The organism is Vibrio sp. CJQ_6, assembly GCF_043106745.1.
Taxonomy (GTDB): Bacteria; Pseudomonadota; Gammaproteobacteria; order Enterobacterales; family Vibrionaceae; genus Vibrio; species Vibrio furnissii.
Window position 1 is genome coordinate 115,764 of the sequence record NZ_JBICMV010000036.1, and the last position, 21,931, is coordinate 137,694.

Consider the following 21,931-nt stretch of genomic DNA (forward strand, 5'->3'; position numbering starts at 1 on the left):
ACCTATTGTTTTTTCGCTCGCGCTTTGCCAGCTTTACTGCGAGCTTTTTGCTTACGCGCTTTTTCGGCTTTGGTCTTGTTGTGTTTTGGCCCTCGGGCAGCCCCCGGTTCATCCGGACGCTTGGTTGGCTCGACCAAAGGCACCGCTTTACCACCACGGGTCGCCGCTTGTTTTTTACCTTTGGCTTTGGCTTTCGCATCCGCCGCGCGTTTCTTCGCCGTTTTGCCTTCGCCGCGTAGCTTACGACTAGTTTCGACTAATTCAAAGTCTATTTGACGATCATCCAAGTTCACCGCCAGCACTTTCACTTTGACCACATCGCCCAAGCGGTAAATTGCCCCAAACGATTCGCCAATCAGGCGTTGACCAATCGGGTCAAACTGGTAGTAGTCGTTTGCCAGCGTCGAGATGTGCACCAGACCATCGATGTGCAGTTCCGTGAGACGAACAAAGAAGCCAAATCCGGTGACATTGGCAATCACCCCTTCCAGCTCTTCTCCCACATGATCTTGCATGTATTCACACTTCAGCCAGTCCGACACTTCGCGCGTGGCATCATCGGCGCGGCGCTCGGTCATCGAACATTGTTCGCCGTAGTAATCCATGTCATCAAACGAGTAATGATAGCCACCAGTCGGCGTCCAACGATCTTGGTTACGGCCTTCTTCTTTGGCAATCAGGTACTTGATGGCGCGGTGCAACAGCAAATCCGGGTAGCGACGAATAGGCGACGTAAAGTGCGCATAACGTTGCAGCGCCAAACCAAAGTGGCCAGCGTTGTCTGCGTTGTACACTGCCTGTTTCATCGAACGCAGCAGCATGGTTTGAATCAGCTCTTTGTCCGGACGCTCACCCACTTGGCTCATCAAGTGCGCATAATCAGTCGGGGACGGTTCCAGACCGCCGCCCAGATCTAGGCCGAGTTCGCCGAGGAAATCACGGAAGCCCATCAAGCGCTCTTCACCCGGCGCTTCATGAATTCGGTACAGCGACGGCTCTTTGGCTTTTTCTACCAAGGACGCCGAGGCGATGTTGGCCATGATCATGCACTCTTCAATCAGTTTATGTGCATCATTGCGAATCAATGGTTCAATGCTCTCGATTTTACGTTGCGCATTGAAAATAAATTTGGTTTCTACGGTTTCGAATTCAATCGCACCCCGTTGCTCACGCGCACCTTTCAGCACTTTATACATGCGATGCAACTCTTCGAGGTGGGGAACCAGTTCGCGATAACGCTCACGGAGCTCTTCGTCACCTTCCAAAATGTCGTGCACTTTGTTGTAGGTCAGGCGAGCATGGGAGTTCATGACCGCTTCGTAGTGCTTGTAGCCCGACAGTTTGCCTTTGTCTGAGATGGTCATCTCGCACACCATACACAGGCGATCCACCTGCGGGTTGAGCGAACACAGACCGTTGGACAGCACTTCCGGCAACATCGGCACCACTTGGGATGGGAAGTAGACGGAGTTGCCGCGGTTGATGGCTTCTTTATCCAGCGCACTGTTTGGGCGCACGTAATAACTCACGTCGGCAATCGCCACCCATAAGCGCCAGCCGCCACCTTTTTTGGCTTCACAGAACACGGCGTCATCGAAGTCGCGTGCGTCTTCACCATCGATGGTCACCAACGGCAGCGCACGTAAGTCAACACGGCCCTGTTTGGCTTCTTCTGGAACCTCTTCGCCCAGTCCAGTGATCTGTTGCTCCACTTCTTGTGGCCACACGTGCGGGATCTGGTGCGTACGAATCGCAATTTGGGTTTCCATGCCCGGCGCCATGTTTTCGCCTAACACTTCGACCACTTTCCCCATCATGCCGCGGTTGCGACCGCCCCGATCGGTGATCTCAATGACCACCACGTTACCCATGCGAGCCCCGCCGCGCAGTTCATTCGGGATCAAGATGTCCTGATGAATACGTGAATCGTCTGGCACCACGTATGAGTACCCGTATTCAAAGAAGAAACGACCGACGATTTGCGTCTGACGCTCTTCCAACACGCGGACTAGACGCCCCTCTTTTCTGCCGCGTTTATCGGTACCGGTTGGTTGCACCAAAACCAGATCGCCATGAATGATGGTCCGCATCTGGTGATGAGGAAGTAGAATATCGTTGTCTTTATTATTGCTGCCTTCTGGGCGCACCCAGCCGTGACCGTCTTTATGACCAATCACATAACCTTTCACCATTTCCAGTTTTTCTGGTAATGCGTAACACTGACGGCGCGTAAAGACGAGCTGGCCATCACGCTCCATCGCACGCAAGCGGCGGCGCAGACCTTCGTATTGTTCTTCACCATTCAGCTCCAAGGCTTCAAACAGATCATTACGGTTCATTGGCACATTGGCCTTCGTCAGGAATTCAATGATGTATTCACGACTTGGAATCGGGTTGTCGTAGTTATCAGCTTCACGATCCGCAAACGGATCAACGTGGGTGGTGTCAGACATAGGCAGACCTGCTTATTTAGGTAGGGGATTACAGTATATCCTACCGAGTTCCTAACCTTAAGGGTTAATACGAATATCCTGAACAACATCACCAAACGACAAGATGTGACATCGCTCGAATAATTCGTTACATTGTGCACGTTTTTTCCCCCATTTGTTTACCCCGTCAGGGAACCCATTTTTTATGCGATTCACGATTCGACAAAACGTTCGTTGGTTATTGTGCCAATTTATTTTGAACATTGTTTTATTATCTGGTTTAGGCTTACCGTACCTGACATGGATGACGCCCCCCGACCATGATGTCGTGGCACACTTGTACTTGGTGACCACTCAAATCGGCTGGTTCGGCCTGTTTGCTGTCGTCATTTTGTTTGCCATGCTACTTCTGAGTTGGCTGCCTTGCCGTGTCTTACGCATATTGGCCACCTTCGTGACTTGGCTGGGGTCGGTGCTGCTGATGATTGATGTGGCGGTGTATCAGCAATATCGCTTCCATCTCAGTGGTTTCATTTGGGAACTGTTGATTGAAGGGGGCGATGAGGTCATCTCACTCTCTTGGTACACCCTGTTGATGGCGACGCTGCAAGTGCTTGCCGTCGCCATCGCGTGCACGGCGATTGCCCTGCTCAGCACTCGCCTCGCCAAACGTCACTTGCGTTGGGCGGCTTATGCCGGCGGGGTATGGCTGGCAGCATTGTTGGTCAGCCAATCCATTCACATGTGGCGCGATGCCAATTACGATACCACCGTACCGAGCTACAGCGTGCATTGGCCGCTGTATTACCCCCTGACCGCCAAACGCTTTTTCCATCGTTTCGGCTGGGTGGATACGCAGGCCGTGCGAGAACAAAGCTTGAACATGAGCCGGCCAAGCAACTCCCATCTGAATTATCCGTTGCATCCACTGGTCATTGAGCCGCCGCACGAGCAACCCAACATTCTGTTTATCGCCATTGATACGTGGCGTTATGACGATGCCAACTCCGAGGTAACGCCAAACATCGCTCAGTTTGCCCAACGCTCGCTGCGTTTTGAGCAACACATCAGTGGCGGCAACTCGACGCAAGCCGGTATATTTAGCCTGTTTTACGGTTTGCCAGCGACCTATTGGGAGGCCTTTCACGCAGCCCAAAAGCGCCCGGCGATGATGAAAACACTGGCAGCACTCAACTATCAGTTTGCCATTTACGCATCGGCGCCGCTCAACAGCCCGCCGTTTGATCGCACCGTTTTTCGCGGCATCGACCATCTGCGCGTCGACACACCGGCCGACCGTTCGACCGATCGCGACCGTCGTATCACTGATGACTTTGTTGACTTCCTCGCTCAGCGAGACACTCAGCAGCCGTATTTTGGTTTTCTGTTCTACGATTCAGCGCATGCGACCGAATTTCCGGCCGACATGACGCCGCGTTTTACCCCATCTTGGAGCCGTGTCGATCACATCAAGCTCAATAACGACTTCGATCCTGAGCCGTATCGAAACCGCTACCGCAATGCGCTGTATTACATTGATGGCCAAATTGAACGCGTGTTAAGTGCCGTGGAAGCGCAAGGCGGTTTAGACAACACCATCATCGTGATTACCTCCGACCACGGTCAGGAGTTTAACGACAATCATCAGAACTATTGGGGGCATGGCAGTAACTACAGCATGGCGCAAATTCATGTTCCGCTGTACATCTATGTTCCGGGAGAAGCACCGGAAGAGATTGACTGGAAAACGACACACTTGGATATTGCCCCAACCTTTATGCATCGTGTGCTCGGCGTCCAAAACCCAACGGACGACTATTCGGTGGGGTACGATTTACTGAATACACAACGTGATCGAGAATGGTTGATTGTGGGCAGTTATTTCAACTATGCGCTGGTTGCCGATGATGAAATTATGGTGACCTACCCCAGTGGTGCGGTTCAAACCATGACGCCGCAATTGGAGCCCAAGGCACTTCGCTCACTGAGCAGTGGCGATCTGATGCAGGCGTTGAAGCAGATGAATCGATTTTTGAATTGATGGCAGGAATCAGGTGATGACGACCTTTGGTAACGGACGGGTATGAGTGCCCGTTACCAAAAGGTGCCGCGACGCTTAGCGCGCGCGATGATGTTTTCCGGCATGCGTTGCTCCAAACCTTGGCGCAAAATCGCAATGCGGTTATGCGTGCGTTTGTCGGCGGTCACGGAGTTATACAGCCAACGATAAGCATCTTCGTAATCCAGCGGACTACCGTAATCACGCAGCAGCAGTTCGGCCAGCTGAATTCGCGCATTCAAGTTGCCCATGGCGGCCGCTTCTCGCAGATAAGGGATCGCGCGCTCTTTATCTTGTTGCACCAAGGTGCCACGCGAATAATAACGCCCAAGCTGCTCCAGCGCTTCCGGCAAGCCTTGATGCGCCGCGTTCTCCATGTAGTAAAGCCCCAGCTCCACGTCTTGGTTCACACACACGCCCCACGCCAGCATGTCGCCATACAGAAACTCGTACGACGGCAAGTTGATGCGCGTGGCACGCGCAACAATGTCTTCCACCAACTGGCAGTTGTCTGCTTTCACACGCTCAAGGTGTTTGTTTTCTGCAATTAATTTAATCAGCTCTGCTTCTGAATAGATCGGCACGGGTTCTCCGACTTCGGTCACGTTGGCGTAACTAAAAGCCGAATGCAATGCGAACACTAAAGAAGCAGCTACCGTACGTAGCTTCATACCTGCACTCTTCGTTGACTCCGATAGCCATAACAGTATAGCGCGTCGTCCGCGCTGGCTCGGTCTGATTCCTTTATCGGCCATTTGGCACCACGCTTTAATGAAAACTTGCCTAGCAGCGGCAATTTTTTGCCACCAGCGCACAAAATCACAGCAAAACCAATGCACAACAAACATAAAAAAAGCCGACTGAATCAGTCGGCTTTTGATGTTCAGAAACGCAAAATTACACGCTAAATGGGTGTACTTTGATGATGGTTTCGTTACGGTCTGGACCGGTTGAGATGATGTCTACAGGTACGCCAGTCAGCTCTTCGATACGTTTGATGTAATCCAGTGCCGTTTGAGGCAGCGCATCAATCGATTTAGCACCGAATGTTTTTTCAGACCAACCCGGCATGGTTTCGTAGATTGGTGTGACGTGTTCGTACGCATCAGCAGCCATTGGCGACACTTCAAGCACAGAACCGTCCGCCATTTGGTAACCGGTACAGATCTTGATTTCTTCTAGACCGTCTAAGACGTCTAGTTTCGTCATACAGAAACCAGTAATTGAGTTGATTTGAATGGCACGACGCATCGCAACCGCATCGAACCAACCGGTACGACGCAGACGACCCGTTGTCGCACCAAATTCAGCACCGACAGTACCCAAATGCTTACCGATTGGATCTTGCTTCTCTTTACCATCGTACAGTTCAGTTGGGAATGGACCTGCACCCACACGAGTACAGTACGCTTTCGCGATACCCAGAATGTAACCCAAGTGACGAGGACCAAAACCAGAACCTGCCGCAACGCCACCTGCTGTGGTGTTAGAAGAAGTCACGTATGGGTAAGTACCGTGGTCGATGTCCAGCAGTGTGCCTTGTGCACCTTCGAACATGATCTTATCGCCGCGCTTACGTGCTGCATCCAGCTCGTCTGTCACGTCAATCACCATAGAAGTCAGCAGATCGGCATAACCCATGGCTTGCTCAAGTACGTCTTCGTAGCTTACAGGTTCAACTTTGTAGAAGTGTTCTAGCTGGAAGTTATGGAGCGCCATCACTTCTTTAAGTTTCTCAGCGAATGCTGCACGGTCAAATAGGTCGCCAACGCGCAGACCACGACGTGCCACTTTGTCTTCGTAAGCTGGACCGATACCACGACCCGTTGTACCAATCGCCTTATTACCACGCGCCGCTTCACGCGCTTGGTCCAAAGCAATGTGATAAGGAAGAATTAGAGGACAAGCTTCAGAAATGAAAAGACGCTCTTTCACAGGAACACCGCGGTCTTCTAAACCAGTCATTTCTTTGATAAGTGCATCAGGTGAAAGTACAACACCGTTACCGATAATGCATTTCACATTGTTGCGAAGGATACCTGATGGAATCAGGTGAAGAACGGTTTTCTCACCGTCGATTACGAGCGTGTGACCTGCGTTGTGACCGCCTTGGTAGCGAACCACGTATTTTGCATCTTCAGTTAAAAGGTCTACGATTTTACCTTTCCCTTCGTCACCCCATTGGGTGCCAAGAACGACTACGTTATTTCCCATCTTTCCAAGTTCTGTTGCTAGTTAAAAATGGATTCTAGCATCGAATTTAGATCGTTGCAGTCATTTTTTAAGCATGTAAATACCATGCGAAAAAGACGGATAGAATCCATTTTTTCGTGAAAAAACACTCACTCGTCTGCATAAATTTTGACGAGCAAATCCCCTTGTGTGTCAATGCTTGCGCGATACATACCGCTGCTGTTCATGGCAAAATGAATCTCGCCGGAGGCATCCAAGGCGATCAAGCCCCCTTCACCGCCCAACGTTTTAAGTTCGCCCTGAATCACCTGTTCACTGGCGGTGTGAACATCCTCTTTCAAGTACCGCATGCGCGCTGCCACATCGCCCGCGACCATTTTGCGAATAAAGAATTCGCCCATGCCAGTGGTCGAGACGGCCACATTGCCATTTTCTGCCACCGTGCCCGCGCCTATCAGTGCAGAATCGCCCACGCGGCCAAATTTCTTGTTGGTGATGCCGCCGGTACTGGTTGCCGCTGCTAAGTTACCGTGCTGATCGAGCGCCACCGCGCCCACGGTGCCAAATTTCTTATCATCCGGATATTTGGACTCCGACAGCGCAAACAGCCCTTTGGCTTTCATCGCTTGCAACTGCTCATAACGGCGTTCAGTGAAAAAGTAATCCTGTTCGGTATAGTCGTAACCTTGGCCAAACGCAAACGCCTCCGCCCCATCGCCGATCAGCAACACATGGTCGCTGTGACGCATCACATCACGCGCGAGTTCAACTGGATTACGAATGTGGCGCACCCCCGCCACCGCACCGGCATCCATGTGCAAGCCATGCATGACCGACGCATCCATTTCAACCATCTCTTGGTGTGTCAGCACCGAGCCTTTGCCCGCATTGAAGTACGGCGAGTCTTCCAACACCCTTACCGCTGCCACCACGGCATCGAGCGCATCGCCCCCTTGAACTAACAGCTGATGACCAGCGCGCACCGACTGCTCCAGCGCCGCAACAATCCCCTGCTTGAGTTCATCGCTCATCTGCGCTCGTAAAATGGTGCCCGCGCCGCCGTGAATGGCAATCGCAATAGGTTGAGACATGTTCGATTCCTTACCGTCAAATGGCCAATTCATCAGCCTGATGTATCTAACATACCGCATCTCAACTGGCGCGCATAAAAAAAGCGCCAACCGATCGCTCGATTCGCGCTTTTTGTGTCTTGCTTCAGCCAAGAGATTCACTCCGGCCGAAGTCGCTTGTCACTGCAACTTAGTGGCAGTGACCGCCGCCGCAGCAGCCGCCGTCGTGGTCATGGCCGTGATCGTGGTCATGACCGCCACAGCAACCACCTTCATGGTCGTGATCGTGTGCTTGGTGGATGTGACCGTGCGCGATCTCATCTTCAGTCGCTTCACGCATTGCAACCACTTCACATTCGAATGTCAGTGTGTGGCCAGCCAGCATGTGGTTACCATCAACCACAACTTCGTCACCATCAACTTCAGTGATTTCGACAGGGATTGGACCTTGGTCAGTATCGGCCAAGAAACGCATGCCCACTTCGATTTGATCCACGCCTTGGAAAACGTCTGCTGGTACGCGCTGAACGAGCTCATCGCTGTGTTCGCCGTATGCGTCTTCTGGTGCGATGGTTGCAGTGAATTTATCGCCGGCAACTTTGCCTTCCAGTTCACGCTCAAGACCAATGATCAGGTTGTTGTGACCATGCAGGTAATCCAGTGGGGCTTCCACTGTTGATTGGTCAACCACGATGCCATCTTCCAGTTTGACTTGGTAGGCAAGGCTTACAACCACGTTCTTTTCAATTTTCATAACGGCTCCAAGGAGTTGTGTATTCAATACTCAATTCGTGCCAGCGAACTGGCGACTGAGATGGGCAATATTATGGAGTAATCCCCCAGTCACCTCAAGCCATCTGTGACCACCTTGGCATCGAACTGCGGTTCAATCCCGTGAATCACGGGGCAGACAGCGCATTATTCCGGTTTAAAAATACCGATCATCTGATCGCTGCCATGGTCGCTGCTTTCCACCGATTTCGGTTTGCGCTGCTCGTGGTAGTCACACTCGACACATTCCACCAGCTCGATATTGTTCTCAATCCACCAGCGCAGTGTGTCCTGCGCCTTGCAGCTTGGGCAGCTCGCACCGGCGATAAAGCGTTTTTTTGATTTTAGTTGATTGTTATTCACGTTCTTGGTCCTGTTACTTTTCCCAATAGCCGCGCGATTGACGATCGTTGTCCATCTCGCGGCCAAAAATTTCTTCCAACTCTTTGCGCGCTTCTCTGGCCCGCAAGGTCAATCGCTTGTCTTCATTGTGTTGTGGCAGCAACTCTTTGAGCATCGCACTATCCAAGCGGCGAAAATGCGCTTCTGCGCGTTTGGCTTCATACGGATGCATACCCAGCGTCACCAAGGCTTGGCGGCCTAAATCCAGTGCCCCGAGGAACATCTCGCGCGAATAGCGTTCCACACCATGATTGAGCAGTTGGTGCGCTTCTACGCGGCTGCGAGCACGCGCGAGAATTTTCATGTGCGGGAAGTGATGTTGGCACAATTCGACGATTTTCATCACTTCATCCGGCGCGTCGGTACAAATCACGATGGCTTCGGCTTCATCGGCGCCCGCAGCCCGCAGCAGTTCAAGATGTGTGGCATCGCCATAAAACACTTTGTAGCCATATTTACGCAGCAGTTTAATTTGGCTGGGATCGCTCTCCAGCACGGTAATTTTAATCTTATTGGCGTACATCAGACGACCCACAATTTGGCCAAAGCGGCCAAATCCGGCAATGATCACCCGCGGCTCTTTATTCACGATATCGCTGGCCAACTTGTCATCGCCAGACACATTAAGATTGCGCGCAAACCATTTGCGCTGCGCCGTCAGAAGCAGCGGAGTGGTCACCATGGATAAGCTCACCACCACCAGCAAGAAGGAGACTTGTTCGCTGTGCAACAACCCTTCGCTACTGGCCGCCGTGAAAATCACAAACGCAAATTCACCGCCCTGGCTGAGGATCGCCGCCATGCTGCTGCGCGCTTTTGCGCGGGTGCCCGACAAGCGTGCCAACACATACAGGATCAACCCTTTGACCACCACCAAGCCGATCACCGCCAGCACGATCTGCACCGGCATCAGTGCCAATAAGCCGAGATCGACCGCCATGCCGACCGCGATAAAAAATAAGCCCAGCAGCAGCCCTTTGAACGGCTCAATCGCGATTTCCAGTTCATGGCGAAATTCGCTCTCCGCCAGCAGGACGCCCGCAAGGAAGGTGCCGAGCGCCATCGACAACCCCAGATTTTGCATCAGCAGCGCAATGCCGATCACCAGCAGCAGCGCCGCGACGGTGAACAGCTCACGCACGCCACTGAGCACAATATAACGAAACAACGGACTAAGCAGATAATGGCCGCCGACCAGCAGCCCCACAATGCCGCACAGCATCCACACGCCATCGAGCCAGTTCCCGCCTGTGTTTCCGGCCAGCACCGGCATCAGCGCGAGCATCGGGATCACCGCGATGTCCTGAAACAGCAACACCGCAAATCCAGATTGGCCGGTTTCACTGCGCGACCAGCCTTGCTCTTCAATCACGCGCAGCGCAATCGCCGTCGATGACAGCGCCAAGCCCATGCCGATCACCAAACAGCTTTGCCAATTGAACCCTAGCAGGTAAGCAATGCTCGCCAGCACCGCCCCGGTCACCAGCACTTGCGCGCCGCCCAGCCCTAAAATCGGCCCGCGCATCTGCCACAGTTTTTTCGGATTCAATTCCAAACCGATCAAAAACAGCAGCAGCACCACCCCAAATTCGGCAAAGTGCAAAATGGCATTCACATCGCTAATCAGCCCCAGTCCCCACGGACCGATGGCCACGCCCGCCAACAAGTAACCGATCACCGACCCCAAGCCCATCCGCTGCGCCAGCGGCACCGCCACCACCGCTGCGGTGAGAAACACCACGCCGCTTTGTAGAAAATCGCCTGTTAACGAGGCCATGTTATCGCCCTCCACCCGGGAGTGGGTTTTGCAACCAGTCGAAGTACGCTTCCGCGTGTTGATAACGCTCGACGTCACTGACATTGCGCGCCCAGTACAGCACCAAGGGTTCCACCCACTGCATACGACACAGCGCCGCCGTCAGCTCAAATGGCTGGAGAATTTCACGCATGGTGTAGCGGTTGTAGCCATCGGAGGTGAAGGCATCTTGATGGCCGCCAGCCGTCACCACGCTGCGCCACACTTTGTCTTTCATCGCACTCTCATTGCCAAACGCAAATCCTTTACCAAGCACGCGGTCAATCCACTCTTTTAACAAGGCCGGGCAGGAATACATGTACAGCGGGTGCTGAAATACAATCACGTCGTACTGCAACACCCGTTGGTGCTCAGCATGGACATCGATGAAGAAATCGGGATAGGTGGCGTACAGATCGAGGATCGACACATGCTCCAGCGCGGCGATCTTTTTGATCATCACCTGATTGGCGACCGAATGATCCGGCTCGGGATGCGCGTAGATCACCAGCACGCTGGGCTTATTGGATGGGCACGTTTCAGCGTTTGTCATTCCTTGACGACACTCCGTTTTGTTAACAATAAGTGACTTCGCATCATAACCCAATTTGCATAATGATCGACATTTATCCTTATTCCCCCTACTATTCCGAGCGAAAAAATTAAAGGCCAAAACAGACGATATTTTTATGATTACCTTCTCTGACATTCAGTTACTGCGCGGTGGTAAACCACTGCTCGATCAGGCTTCGGCAACCATTCAACCCGGCGACAAAGTCGGCTTGGTGGGGAAAAACGGCTGCGGTAAATCCACCCTGTTCGCCTTGCTGAAAGACGAACTGAGCATTGACGCCGGCTCGTTCAGCAAACCGGCGCAGTGGGAGCTGGCTTGGGTGGCGCAAGAAACGCCAGCTTTAGAGCGCAGCGCACTGGAATACGTCATTGACGGCGATCGTGAATACCGCGACTTGGAACGCCAACTGGCAGACGCGGAGCGCGCAGACAACGGCAACAAAGTGGCCGAACTGCACGGCCACATCGACACCATTGGCGGCTACAGCATTCGCGCACGCGCTGCTGAGCTGCTCGATGGTCTGGGCTTTTCTCAAGAGCAGATGAGCTGGAGCCTGACTCAGTTCTCCGGTGGGTGGCGAATGCGACTCAACCTCGCACAAGCGCTGATCTGTCGCTCCGATTTACTGCTGCTGGATGAACCGACCAACCACTTGGATTTGGACGCCGTGATGTGGCTTGAACGCTGGCTGCAGAGCTATCCGGGCACGCTGATCCTCATCTCGCATGACCGCGACTTCCTCGATCCGATCGTCGGTCGCATCATTCACATCGAGAACGAAAAACTCAACGAATACACCGGCAACTACTCATCGTTTGAAACCCAACGCGCGCAGAAGATGCTGCAACAGCAAGCCATGTTCCAGAAGCAACAAAAGCAGATGTCGCACATGCAAAGCTACATCGACCGCTTCCGCTACAAAGCGTCCAAAGCCCGTCAAGCGCAAAGCCGCATCAAGGCCCTGGAACGCATGGAGAAAGTGCTGCCAGCGCAGTTTGATAACCCCTTCAGCTTTGAGTTTCGTGAGCCATCGGCACTGCCGAACCCCATTTTGATGATGGATGATGTCAGCGCAGGCTACGGCGAGCGCCTGATCCTAGAAAAAATTCGCCTCAATCTGGTACCGGGCAGCCGCATCGGTTTGCTGGGTCGAAACGGCGCGGGTAAATCCACGCTGATCAAACTGCTGTCCGGTGAACTGAAACAGCAAGGCGGCGATTTCACCTATTCGCAAGGCGTAAAAATTGGTTACTTTGCCCAGCATCAGTTGGAAACGCTGCATCCGGAAGAGACGCCGCTGCAACACATGATGCAGATTGCGCCTGACAAAAACGAACTCGAACTGCGTAACTATCTGGGCAGTTTTGGCTTCCACGGCGACAAAGCGCTGGATAAAGTCGGCCCGTTTTCCGGCGGCGAAAAAGCGCGTTTGGTGCTGGCGCTGCTGGTATGGCAAAAGCCGAACCTGCTCTTGCTCGACGAACCGACCAACCACTTGGATCTCGACATGCGTCAAGCGCTCACGCTTGCGCTGCAAAGCTATGAAGGCGCCATGGTGATCGTCAGTCACGACCGCTATCTGCTGCGCGCGACCACCGATGATCTTTACCTCGTGCACGATCACCAAGTGGCACCGTTTGATGGTGACCTCACTGATTACTACAAGTGGCTGACCGATCAGCAAAAAGCGCAGCGCAAAGAGACGCAAGCGCAGGCCCCGGCCAAAGACAACACCAACAGCGCTGCGGCGAAGAAAGAGCAAAAACGCCGTGAAGCCGATTTTCGTAAGCAGACTGCGCCAATTCGCAAAAAGCTGACACAGTTGGAAACGAAAATGGATAAGTTGAACGCCATGATCGCTGAAGCAGAGGAACAATTGTCCGATGCCTCACTGTATGACGCAGAAAATAAAGCTAAACTTACACAAGTACTCGCCACGCAGGCCAACGCCAAGTCCGAACTCGAAACCATTGAAATGGACTGGATGGCAGAGCAGGAAGTCTTGGAAGAGATGGAACAGGAGTTCAACAGTCAATGAGCCACGAGCACGTCAGAATCCCCCTCACGTTGGAACGACTATGGCAATTCAGTTTGCAGTATTACAGCGTGCGCGAGGTGAAAGAGGCGTGCTTAAGCTTGCAAAACAACTTCAACGGCAACGTCAACTTGCTGCTCCTGCTCAAATACCTCGACGAGCAGCAAGTCACGCCGATCGAAAACGAATGGCAGCAGGTGATCGACTGCCTCAGTCGCTCAGAAACCCTGCTGCACAGTTACCGCGAGATGCGCCGTAAGATGAAAACCCATCTGCCCGATACGCTCTACCGCGAAGCGCTGCAATTTGAACTGCAACTCGAAAAGCAGCAGCAAGCGGATTTGGTCGACTGCATCAACCACCTCACCTTAGAAAATAGCCACGGCGAAGCGCTCACACTACGCTACTGCCGCCAACTGGGCGCAGAGCATCTGGCGGCCGTATTTATGAAGCCCGTGCCACCCAGCTATTAATCTCATCATCGGCTATCCCTCTCATTTGGGGCAGCGCTTCACAAAATGTCACCACCACTCGCCGAATCGACTCATCTGAGGTAACTTGGGTATATACTCATTCAATCATTCGGTATTGGTTTGAATTATGACCCAGTTTGTGGCCGCAACCGGCTTGAAAAACCCGCATTTGCAAACGCTGTTTCCGCGTTTCATTCGAAAAAAAGCGCTGTTTGAACCGGTGTGGCAAACCCTCGATACGCCGGACGGCGACTTTCTCGATCTCGCTTGGAGTGAAGACCCGCACCACGCCGATGCGCAAAATAAGCCGCTGTTTGTGCTATTTCACGGCTTGGAAGGCTGTTTCTACAGCCCGTATGCCAATGGCTTGATGCACGCGTTTGCTCGCGACGGCTGGCTGTCGGTGATGATGCATTTTCGCGGCTGTAGCGGCAAACCCAACCATTTGGCGCGCGCGTACCATTCCGGTGAAGTGCAAGATGCGCGTTTTGTCTTGGAAACCTTGCGCGAGCAATTTCCTTCGCAACCCATGATTGCGGTCGGCATTTCGCTCGGCGGCAATATGCTGGTCAACTATCTGGCCGAGTTCAACCACGATCCCATCGTCAGTGCCGCAACCGTGGTCTCTGCGCCGCTGGATCTCGCCGCCTGTTCGGAGCGTATCGAACACGGATTTTCCAAACTCTATCGCACCTATTTGCTCTCGTCGCTCAAACAAAATGCGCTGCGCAAACATCAGTTGCTGAAAGGTGAATTGGGGCTGTCGTATCACAACATCAAACGCGTCACGCGCTTGCAAGAGTTTGATGATTTGATCACCGCGCCCCTGCACGGATTCAAAGACGCGCAGGATTACTATCAGCGCTGCTCAGGCATCCATAAACTCAAAGACATTCGCGTGCCGACTCAGATCATCCACGCCAAAGACGATCCGTTTATGACCGATGCCGTGATCCCCAAATTTGTCCTGCCGGAAAACATCGATTATCGCTTGTTTGATCAAGGCGGCCATGTCGGCTTCCTTAGTGGCTCGCTACTCAAACCGACATTCTGGCTCGAACAATCCCTGCCCGCTTACTACGCGAGCCTGCGCGACAGCATCTGATCTGCACGGACTCGCTTAGCACTGACGCCTTCCCTCGAAGGCGTTATACTTGGGCATTCAACCACGAACATAAAAGCAAGAGGTATTTATGATCGTTCCGTGGCAGCAAATCGCGCCGGATACACTCGACAGTCTGATTCGTGAATTCGTGTTACGCGAAGGCACTGATTACGGTGAAGTCGAGATTTCGCTGCAAGAAAAAGTCGATCAAGTGAAGGCGCAATTGCAGTCTGGCGAGGCCGTGATCGTCTATTCAGAATTACATGAAACCGTTGATATCAAAGTCAATCAACGCTAACGGATGACGACAGTCATCTTTTCCGTGCTATAGTGATTCGACTTGGGCTGTGTTGAAACAGCCCGATTTTATGGACTCAGAGACAAGGTTTGTCATGTCAGCGAAACACCCTATTATCGCCGTCACCGGTTCGTCGGGCGCCGGCACAACCACGACCTCAGAAGCATTTCGCAAGATGTTCAATATGATGGACATCAAACCCGCGTGGGTGGAAGGCGATAGCTTTCACCGCTTTACTCGCCCAGAGATGGACGTCGAGATTCGCAAAGCGCGCGAGCAAGGTCGTCACATCAGCTATTTTGGGCCGCAAGCCAACGACTTTACCGCGCTGGAAGACTTCTTCCGTCAGTTTGGAAAATCAGGCACCGGTCAGGTCAGACGCTATCTTCACTCCTTTGACGAAGCCGTGCCGTACAATCAGATGCCGGGCACCTTTACGCCTTGGCAGCAATTGCCAGAAAACTCCGATGTGCTGTTTTACGAAGGGCTGCACGGCGGGGTGGTCGATGGCGAAGTCAACGTCGCACAACACGTCGATTTTCTGATTGGCATGGTGCCGATTGTGAACTTGGAATGGATTCAAAAATACGTGCGTGACACGCGCGACCGCGGCCATTCTCGAGAAGCGGTGATGGATTCGATCGTGCGCTCGATGGACGATTACCTCAATTACATCACGCCGCAATTTTCTCGCACCCACATCAACTTTCAGCGCGTGCCCACCGTCGATACTTCCAACCCGCTCAATGCGAAAGGCATTCCCAGTTTGGATGAAAGTTTTGTCGTCATTCGCCTGCGCGGCATTAAAAACGTCGACTACCCCTACTTGCTGGCGATGATTGATGGCTCATTCATGTCGCGCCACAACACCATTGTGGTACCGGGGGGGAAAATGGGCTTTGCCATGGAGTTGATCGTCAGACCGCTCCTGCAACAGCTGATCGAGTCAGGGAAAATTGGCTAATCATACCGTCACTGTGTCGATTACTTTTCATACCGTGATCATGTGCACAATTTTGCGTAGTTTATCCGTCCCCCGACACGATTAAAATCAAGAAATCGTTTGGGAAAAAGGATACTATTCCATACCGAAACACAAGATAACTTGCAGCAACAAGAAAGTCCTCTTATTCTAGAGAATCCAAAATAAGGCTTCGCTAAAATATGGATAGCAGCAAGCGTACCCTGCAGAGGAAGTGAGATATTATGGTTCTAGGTAAACCTCAAACCGACCCAACACTAGAGTGGTTTCTTTCACATTGTCACATTCATAAGTACCCTTCAAAAAGCACGCTGATTCACGCGGGCGAGAAAGCAGAAACGTTGTACTACATCGTCAAAGGTTCTGTTGCGGTACTGATCAAAGATGAAGAAGGTAAGGAGATGATTCTGTCTTACCTCAACCAAGGTGACTTCATCGGTGAGCTTGGCTTGTTTGAAGAAGGTCAGGAGCGTACTGCCTGGGTTCGTGCAAAATCTCCTTGTGAAGTAGCGGAAATTTCATTTAAGAAATTCCGTCAGCTGATTCAGGTTAACCCGGACATCCTGATGCGCCTGTCTGGTCAGATGGCTCGCCGTCTGCAAGTGACCAGCCAAAAAGTAGGTGACTTGGCGTTCTTAGACGTAACCGGTCGTATTGCACAGACCCTACTGAACTTGGCGAAACAACCCGACGCGATGACTCACCCAGATGGCATGCAGATTAAGATCACTCGTCAAGAGATTGGTCAAATCGTTGGCTGTTCACGTGAAACCGTGGGCCGCATCCTGAAGATGCTGGAAGAGCAGAACCTGATTTCTGCACACGGTAAAACCATCGTGGTGTACGGCACTCGTTAATCGACGTCGCAACAGCATTACACAGAAAAGCCACCTTCGCGGTGGCTTTTTATTTGTGTCGATTACGGTCAACGTGCCGTGGTTATTTGCTGTCGGTGCTTTCAAAAATCTTATCGGCTGATGCCGCAACAAACCCGGTGTAGAGTTCACCATTGGCCATGGGGTAACGCTTGGCAAACTCATAAAACCCACCCGGAATGATCTCGCTGCCTTCAAGGAAACTCACTGGCACTTTATCCGCCATGGTCGATGACTGCTCCAGCAGCACGTCGGGTGATCCCTTCACTTCGCCGCCAGATTCGTTGATGGTGAAGCCTGCGCTGCGTAGGTGATCGTTCACCTGTTTCACTTCATCCAACGTCTTCAATTGATTCACGCTCACGGTAAAGTGGTTAGCGCCGTAACCATGTGCAGCCAACCAAGCCGCGTATTCGCTCTCTTTCGCCAGTTGCAGATAATCAGCGTAACTCAGATCCCACAAGCGGCCACCGTAGAGGAATGCCGCGTGCTGAAGTTGTGTCACATCTACTTGCGCCGCCAACTTCGCCACAATCGATTGCAGCTCAAGCGAGCACGCTTCCACTTTCAGTTCACTGATGAACACTTTCGGTTGCAGCGGGTCTGGATGCTCAAAATGTTTTGCCACCAGCTTTTTGCTTTCAAAAACGTAATCACCGCACGGCGTGTAGCCCAATGCCAGAAACGGTTTGGCCAGTGTTTCCAGCCCCAACGGCGCGATATTAAAGGTGCGCAGGGCGATGTGGTCGTTGATCAACACTTCGTCTTCCTGAAGCAGTTGATGCACCTTGTCGGCCGACGGACAAAGGCGTCGAATGTAGTCATTCCATAGGGATTCAAAAAGAACTGCTGGCGTCATAACGCCTCCTTGTCTGCGCTGCTCTGCAAGCAACCTGGGTGATTGAATTCTGTTGCCCAAGTGACCACTCACGACTTGGGGCAACGATACCGATTTATTGTTGTTCTGGTAAAAAGTGGCTACCCGATCCGAAGCCCGAGAAGGACCGGGTAGCCTTCAGCCTGTGACGTAAGCTAAATCATCAATTACAGTTCGATACCCGGACTCAACGTGGCTGGCAATTCAGTGGCCGAACCTTCCATCGACGCCATCGGATACGCGCAGTAGTCCGCGGCGTAGAACGCGCTTGGACGCAGGTTGCCCGACGCGCCCGGGCCACCAAATGGCGCATCGCCACTTGCGCCCGTCAGCTGACGGTTGCGGTTCACAATGCCAGCGCGAATATGGTCCACAAAGTATTCCCACTCGCGGTCATCAGTGGTGACCAGACCCGCCGACAGACCAAACTGGGTGTCATTGGCCAGTTCAACCGCCTCGGCCAGCGTTTCGTAACGCACCACTTGTAGTAGCGGGCCAAAGTATTCGTCATCTGGTAGCTCGGCAATCGGCGTGACATCAATGATGCCCGGCGTGACAAACGCCGCTTGCAGACCGCGCGCTTCCAACAAAATTTCACCGCCCAGCGACTGTAAGTTTGCCTGCGCATTGAGAATCACGTCCGCGGCCGCTTTGGAGATTTGTGGCCCCATAAACGGTGCAGGCTCTGCAAAAGGTTGGTCGATGCGCAGTTTCTGAGTGGCTTCCACCAGACGAGTGATCAGCGTATCGCCCTTGTCGCCATGCGGCACGTACAAGCGGCGTGCACAGGTACAGCGTTGACCAGCGCTGATAAACGCCGATTGAATGATGGTGTACACGGTGGCATCCAAATCACCATATTGATCGGAGATCACCATCGGGTTGTTGCCGCCCATTTCCAGTGCCAGCATCTTACCGGGTTGTCCTGCGAACTGACGGTGCAGCAGATGTCCCGTATTGGCGCTGCCAGTAAATAGCAAACCATCAATGCCTTTTGACTGCGCGAGTGCAATCCCGGTCTCTTTACCGCCTTGCACCAAGTTCAGCACGCCTTTCGGCAAGCCCGCTTCTTCCCACAGTTTCATCGCCACTTCCCCCGTCCACGGGGTTTGTTCCGATGGTTTGAAGACCACAGTGTTGCCTGCCAGCAGCGCAGGCACGATGTGGCCGTTTGGCAGGTGGCCCGGGAAGTTGTACGGTCCAAAGACCGCCATCACGCCCAGCGGACGATGACGCAGCACAATTTGGTTGCCTGCCGCTTCACGCACGCTTTCACCGGTACGGTCGTGGTAGGCTCGAATCGAGATCGCAATCTTGCCAGCCATGGCGGCGGCTTCGGTGCGCGTTTCCCAAATCGGTTTGCCGGTTTCTTTGGCAATCACTTCCGCAATGGCTTCGGCGTTGGCTTTAACCTTTTCAGCAAACGCCAGCACCACTTTTTCGCGTGCCGCGAATGGCAGTTTCTTCCACGCAACAAACGCAGTGCGCGCGGCTTTCACGGCATCTTCAACTTGAGCGGGCGTGGCACTGTCGCCCTGCCAGACGATTTCGTTGTTGTATGGGCTTAAAGAGGTGAGGTGTTCCCCCTGACCAGCCACCCATTGACCGGCAATCCACTGAGTCATTGTCTTGTCCTTCAATTCGTTACTGTGCGCTGATTATTGCGCTAGGATGCGCAGGAAGTCGCCTTGGTCGACTTGCAGCGCGGCTGCCACGTTCGGCGCAATAATCACGGTTCCCCGCTCACGGTTATAGGCTGCTTTCGCCGCCGTCGCGCGGAAATATTCAAATGAGGTATTACACATCAGGAAATCCTGCGAGCTGGAATGCTCGGCGATCTCCACCTTGGCACGCACCGAGTCGCGCACCGATTCAATATTGCGCAGGTCGCATTCCACAGACGGGCCCGCATCGAAAATGTCGACGTAGTTACGACAGGTAAAGCCCTCTTTTTCCAGCAACTTCAGCGCCGGGCGGGTTTTCTCATGCACCTGACCAATCACCGCCTGCGCTTCTTTGCTCAGCAGGTTGATATAAATCGGCAGCTTTGGCATCAAGTCGGCGATAAAGCCTTTCTTGCCGATGCCGGTCAGGTAATCCGCCATGGTGAAGTCGATGGAGAAAAAGTGCTCTTGCAACCATTGCCAAAATGGTGAGTTACCATCTTCGTCCGACACACCGCGCATCTCCGCAAAAATGGTTTGCGAGAATCGATGCGGATGCTCGGCCATCATCAGAAAGCGGCATTTCGACATCAGGCGTCCGTTGAGGCCCTCGCGAAACGGCGGGCGCAAAAACAGCGTGCAGATTTCCGAACAACCGGTGTAGTTGTTTCCAAACGTCAACAACTTAACCACATTGTTGACGCCCAGTTTTGGCGAGGCATGCACAATGGTGCTGATGTGGTATGAGTAAAACGGAATATCCCAGCCCACGGACGCTTCGATGCCGGTGGTCCCGGCGACTTCACCGCTGTCGGAATCAAAACCAACCATCAGGTAGCCTTCATCGCCCGGCTGGTTAACGTCGGGTTTGGTAAAGCTGTATTCGGAATGTTTAATGCGATTGGTTAACAGTTCTTCGTTAACCGGCAATGAGGTGAATCCATGACCCGATTCCACTGCGCAGGTGTGCAGCGCGTCGTAGTCTGAAATTGCAATAGGGCGAACAACTAGCATCAATACTCCCTCCAGATGCAAACAGGTCTAAATGCTTCGACCTGGTAACGCCGCCATACCGCCCCCATCCGATGGGTTTGGTATGGCGCACGGGCTCGCTTAAACTAGGGTCGCAATGGCTTTATCTAGTCGTGCGAAACCTTCTTCGATTTCTTCTTTGGTGATGATCAAGGATGGGGTCATACGAACCACGTTCGCACCAGCCACCAGCAGCATCAGCCCTTGTTTACCACAGGCAACCAACACATCACGCGCGCGGCCTTGCCACTCGTCGTTCAGTGCTGCACCTAACAGCAGGCCTTTACCACGAATTTCTTCAAACAGGTTGTACTTGGCATTGATTTTCGCCAAACCTTCACGGAACAGCGCTTCACGCTCTTTGACACCCGCCAATGTTTCTGGCTTGCTCACCACATCCACGACAGCTTCTGCGACCGCACAAGCCAGCGGGTTACCGCCGTAAGTCGAACCATGCACGCCCACTTTCATGTGCTCTGCCAGTTTCGATGTGGTCAGCATGGCGCCGATTGGGAAACCGCCGCCCAGTGATTTGGCGGTGCTCAGGATATCTGGCGTCACGCCAATGCCTTGGTAAGCGTAGAAGTGACCGGTACGACCGTTCCCGGTTTGCACTTCATCAAAAATCAGCAGCGCATTGTGTTTGTCACACAGCTCACGCACCGCCTGAACAAATTCTGGCGTTGGCGAAACAATACCGCCTTCACCTTGCAGCGGCTCCATCATCACCGCGCAAGTGCGGTCAGACATATGTGCTTGCAGCGCGGCCACATCATTGTATGGCAGATGCGTCACATCCCCCGGTTTGGGACCAAAACCGTCAGAGTAAGCCGCTTGGCCACCCACAGTCACGGTAAAGAACGTACGGCCGTGGAAACCTTGTTTGAAGGCGATGATTTCTGATTTTTCAGGGCCGTGCACATCGGCCGCGTAGCGACGTGCCAGTTTCAGTGCCGCTTCGTTCGCTTCCGCGCCTGAGTTGGCAAAGAACACTTTTTCCGCAAAGCTGACTTCAGTCAGTTTCTTTGCCAGACGCAGTGCAGGCTCGTTGGTCATCACGTTACTGAGGTGCCACAGTTTGTTGCCTTGCTCCGTCAGTGCGTTCACCATCGCAGGGTGACAATGCCCTAAACAGCTCACCGCGATACCACCGGCAAAATCGATATACTCGTTGCCCTGCTGATCCCACACACGTGAGCCCTGTCCCTTCACCGGGATGAATTCCATCGGGTTGTAACAAGGCACCATCACCTCATCAAACAAACCGCGTTCTACTTTAGTTTCCACTGTCATT

Annotated in this window: 19 protein-coding genes; 7 read left to right on the forward strand and 12 right to left on the reverse strand. The window is 52.9% G+C overall.

Annotated elements, in window-relative coordinates:
* Positions 1–2: 2 nt before the first annotated feature.
* Positions 3–2,453: a ribonuclease R gene (gene rnr, locus ACF8PK_RS20900; protein ID WP_004728596.1), complete on the reverse strand. Its 2,451-nt coding sequence runs from the start codon at positions 2,451–2,453 to the stop codon at positions 3–5.
* Positions 2,454–2,637: 184 nt separating this feature from the next.
* Between rnr and ACF8PK_RS20905 the strand changes: the two genes are divergently transcribed.
* Positions 2,638–4,473 (forward strand): DUF3413 domain-containing protein, encoded by a 1,836-nt coding sequence (locus ACF8PK_RS20905; RefSeq protein ID WP_172561689.1) that lies wholly within the window; start codon positions 2,638–2,640, stop codon positions 4,471–4,473.
* 53 nt (positions 4,474–4,526) lie between these two features.
* Here the strand turns inward: ACF8PK_RS20905 and ACF8PK_RS20910 are convergent, their stop codons facing one another.
* The 7 genes from ACF8PK_RS20910 to kefG form a co-directional block, all read right to left on the reverse strand.
* On the reverse strand, positions 4,527–5,162 hold the full coding sequence (locus ACF8PK_RS20910; RefSeq protein WP_014204354.1) for a flagellar protein MotX: 636 nt from the start codon (positions 5,160–5,162) through the stop codon (positions 4,527–4,529).
* A 226-nt stretch (positions 5,163–5,388) separates the two neighbouring features.
* The gene (locus ACF8PK_RS20915; protein ID WP_004728593.1) at positions 5,389–6,705 is read right to left on the reverse strand and encodes an adenylosuccinate synthase; all 1,317 of its coding nucleotides are present in this window, start codon (positions 6,703–6,705) and stop codon (positions 5,389–5,391) included.
* A 128-nt stretch (positions 6,706–6,833) separates the two neighbouring features.
* Positions 6,834–7,775 (reverse strand): isoaspartyl peptidase/L-asparaginase family protein, encoded by a 942-nt coding sequence (locus ACF8PK_RS20920; protein ID WP_004728592.1) that lies wholly within the window; start codon positions 7,773–7,775, stop codon positions 6,834–6,836.
* A 169-nt stretch (positions 7,776–7,944) separates the two neighbouring features.
* Positions 7,945–8,508 carry a peptidylprolyl isomerase gene (gene slyD, locus ACF8PK_RS20925; RefSeq protein WP_392443418.1) on the reverse strand — a complete coding sequence of 188 codons (564 nt, stop codon included), beginning with the start codon at positions 8,506–8,508 and terminating at the stop codon, positions 7,945–7,947.
* Between the two features lie 164 nt (positions 8,509–8,672).
* Positions 8,673–8,888, reverse strand: a complete 216-nt coding sequence (locus ACF8PK_RS20930; protein WP_014204352.1) for a YheV family putative zinc ribbon protein — start codon at positions 8,886–8,888, stop codon at positions 8,673–8,675.
* A 13-nt stretch (positions 8,889–8,901) separates the two neighbouring features.
* Positions 8,902–10,704, reverse strand: a complete 1,803-nt coding sequence (kefB, locus tag ACF8PK_RS20935; RefSeq protein WP_143680285.1) for a glutathione-regulated potassium-efflux system protein KefB — start codon at positions 10,702–10,704, stop codon at positions 8,902–8,904.
* Between the two features lies 1 nt (position 10,705).
* Positions 10,706–11,275, reverse strand: coding sequence for a glutathione-regulated potassium-efflux system ancillary protein KefG (gene kefG / locus ACF8PK_RS20940; RefSeq protein WP_004728588.1), 570 nt, complete (start codon positions 11,273–11,275; stop codon positions 10,706–10,708).
* A 136-nt stretch (positions 11,276–11,411) separates the two neighbouring features.
* On the opposite strand from kefG, the gene ACF8PK_RS20945 reads away from it, so the two are divergent.
* The 6 genes from ACF8PK_RS20945 (at position 11,412) to crp (ending at position 17,046) form a co-directional block, all read left to right on the forward strand.
* Positions 11,412–13,334, forward strand: coding sequence for an ABC transporter ATP-binding protein (locus tag ACF8PK_RS20945; protein ID WP_004728587.1), 1,923 nt, complete (start codon positions 11,412–11,414; stop codon positions 13,332–13,334).
* Positions 13,331–13,804 (forward strand): TIGR02444 family protein, encoded by a 474-nt coding sequence (locus ACF8PK_RS20950; protein ID WP_004728586.1) that lies wholly within the window; start codon positions 13,331–13,333, stop codon positions 13,802–13,804. The genes ACF8PK_RS20945 and ACF8PK_RS20950 overlap by 4 nt, the downstream gene beginning before the upstream one ends.
* Before the next feature lie 127 nt (positions 13,805–13,931).
* Positions 13,932–14,909 (forward strand): hydrolase, encoded by a 978-nt coding sequence (locus ACF8PK_RS20955; protein WP_004728585.1) that lies wholly within the window; start codon positions 13,932–13,934, stop codon positions 14,907–14,909.
* 88 nt (positions 14,910–14,997) lie between these two features.
* Positions 14,998–15,207, forward strand: a complete 210-nt coding sequence (locus tag ACF8PK_RS20960) for a YheU family protein (protein ID WP_004728584.1) — start codon at positions 14,998–15,000, stop codon at positions 15,205–15,207.
* A gap of 94 nt (positions 15,208–15,301) precedes the next feature.
* Positions 15,302–16,171, forward strand: coding sequence for a phosphoribulokinase (locus ACF8PK_RS20965; protein ID WP_004728583.1), 870 nt, complete (start codon positions 15,302–15,304; stop codon positions 16,169–16,171).
* Positions 16,172–16,413: 242 nt separating this feature from the next.
* Complete coding sequence (gene crp, locus ACF8PK_RS20970; RefSeq protein ID WP_004728582.1) at positions 16,414–17,046, forward strand: cAMP-activated global transcriptional regulator CRP; 633 nt, start codon at positions 16,414–16,416, stop codon at positions 17,044–17,046.
* An 82-nt stretch (positions 17,047–17,128) separates the two neighbouring features.
* On the opposite strand, the gene ACF8PK_RS20975 is transcribed toward crp, so the two are convergent.
* The 4 genes from ACF8PK_RS20975 to ACF8PK_RS20990 form a co-directional block, all read right to left on the reverse strand.
* On the reverse strand, positions 17,129–17,923 hold the full coding sequence (locus ACF8PK_RS20975) for a DUF1338 domain-containing protein (RefSeq protein ID WP_055465827.1): 795 nt from the start codon (positions 17,921–17,923) through the stop codon (positions 17,129–17,131).
* 185 nt (positions 17,924–18,108) lie between these two features.
* Positions 18,109–19,566, reverse strand: coding sequence for a succinylglutamate-semialdehyde dehydrogenase (gene astD, locus ACF8PK_RS20980; protein ID WP_238820885.1), 1,458 nt, complete (start codon positions 19,564–19,566; stop codon positions 18,109–18,111).
* A gap of 33 nt (positions 19,567–19,599) precedes the next feature.
* The gene (astA, locus tag ACF8PK_RS20985; RefSeq protein ID WP_392443425.1) at positions 19,600–20,619 is read right to left on the reverse strand and encodes an arginine N-succinyltransferase; all 1,020 of its coding nucleotides are present in this window, start codon (positions 20,617–20,619) and stop codon (positions 19,600–19,602) included.
* A gap of 99 nt (positions 20,620–20,718) precedes the next feature.
* Positions 20,719–21,930 (reverse strand): aspartate aminotransferase family protein, encoded by a 1,212-nt coding sequence (locus tag ACF8PK_RS20990; RefSeq protein WP_004728578.1) that lies wholly within the window; start codon positions 21,928–21,930, stop codon positions 20,719–20,721.
* Position 21,931: the final 1 nt, after the last annotated feature.

Bases quoted from the DNA above. Each gene is read 5' to 3' on its own strand.
- rnr (WP_004728596.1), bottom strand. From the start codon at position 2,453: ATGTCTGACACCACCCACGTTGATCCGTTTGCGGATCGTGAAGCTGAT.
- ACF8PK_RS20905 (WP_172561689.1), top strand. From the start codon at position 2,638: ATGCGATTCACGATTCGACAAAACGTTCGTTGGTTATTGTGCCAATTT.
- ACF8PK_RS20910 (WP_014204354.1), bottom strand. From the start codon at position 5,162: ATGAAGCTACGTACGGTAGCTGCTTCTTTAGTGTTCGCATTGCATTCG.
- ACF8PK_RS20915 (WP_004728593.1), bottom strand. From the start codon at position 6,705: ATGGGAAATAACGTAGTCGTTCTTGGCACCCAATGGGGTGACGAAGGG.
- ACF8PK_RS20920 (WP_004728592.1), bottom strand. From the start codon at position 7,775: ATGTCTCAACCTATTGCGATTGCCATTCACGGCGGCGCGGGCACCATT.
- slyD (WP_392443418.1), bottom strand. From the start codon at position 8,508: ATGAAAATTGAAAAGAACGTGGTTGTAAGCCTTGCCTACCAAGTCAAA.
- kefB (WP_143680285.1), bottom strand. From the start codon at position 10,704: ATGGCCTCGTTAACAGGCGATTTTCTACAAAGCGGCGTGGTGTTTCTC.
- kefG (WP_004728588.1), bottom strand. From the start codon at position 11,275: ATGACAAACGCTGAAACGTGCCCATCCAATAAGCCCAGCGTGCTGGTG.
- ACF8PK_RS20945 (WP_004728587.1), top strand. From the start codon at position 11,412: ATGATTACCTTCTCTGACATTCAGTTACTGCGCGGTGGTAAACCACTG.
- ACF8PK_RS20950 (WP_004728586.1), top strand. From the start codon at position 13,331: ATGAGCCACGAGCACGTCAGAATCCCCCTCACGTTGGAACGACTATGG.
- ACF8PK_RS20955 (WP_004728585.1), top strand. From the start codon at position 13,932: ATGACCCAGTTTGTGGCCGCAACCGGCTTGAAAAACCCGCATTTGCAA.
- ACF8PK_RS20960 (WP_004728584.1), top strand. From the start codon at position 14,998: ATGATCGTTCCGTGGCAGCAAATCGCGCCGGATACACTCGACAGTCTG.
- ACF8PK_RS20965 (WP_004728583.1), top strand. From the start codon at position 15,302: ATGTCAGCGAAACACCCTATTATCGCCGTCACCGGTTCGTCGGGCGCC.
- crp (WP_004728582.1), top strand. From the start codon at position 16,414: ATGGTTCTAGGTAAACCTCAAACCGACCCAACACTAGAGTGGTTTCTT.
- ACF8PK_RS20975 (WP_055465827.1), bottom strand. From the start codon at position 17,923: ATGACGCCAGCAGTTCTTTTTGAATCCCTATGGAATGACTACATTCGA.
- astD (WP_238820885.1), bottom strand. From the start codon at position 19,566: ATGACTCAGTGGATTGCCGGTCAATGGGTGGCTGGTCAGGGGGAACAC.
- astA (WP_392443425.1), bottom strand. From the start codon at position 20,619: ATGCTAGTTGTTCGCCCTATTGCAATTTCAGACTACGACGCGCTGCAC.
- ACF8PK_RS20990 (WP_004728578.1), bottom strand. From the start codon at position 21,930: ATGACAGTGGAAACTAAAGTAGAACGCGGTTTGTTTGATGAGGTGATG.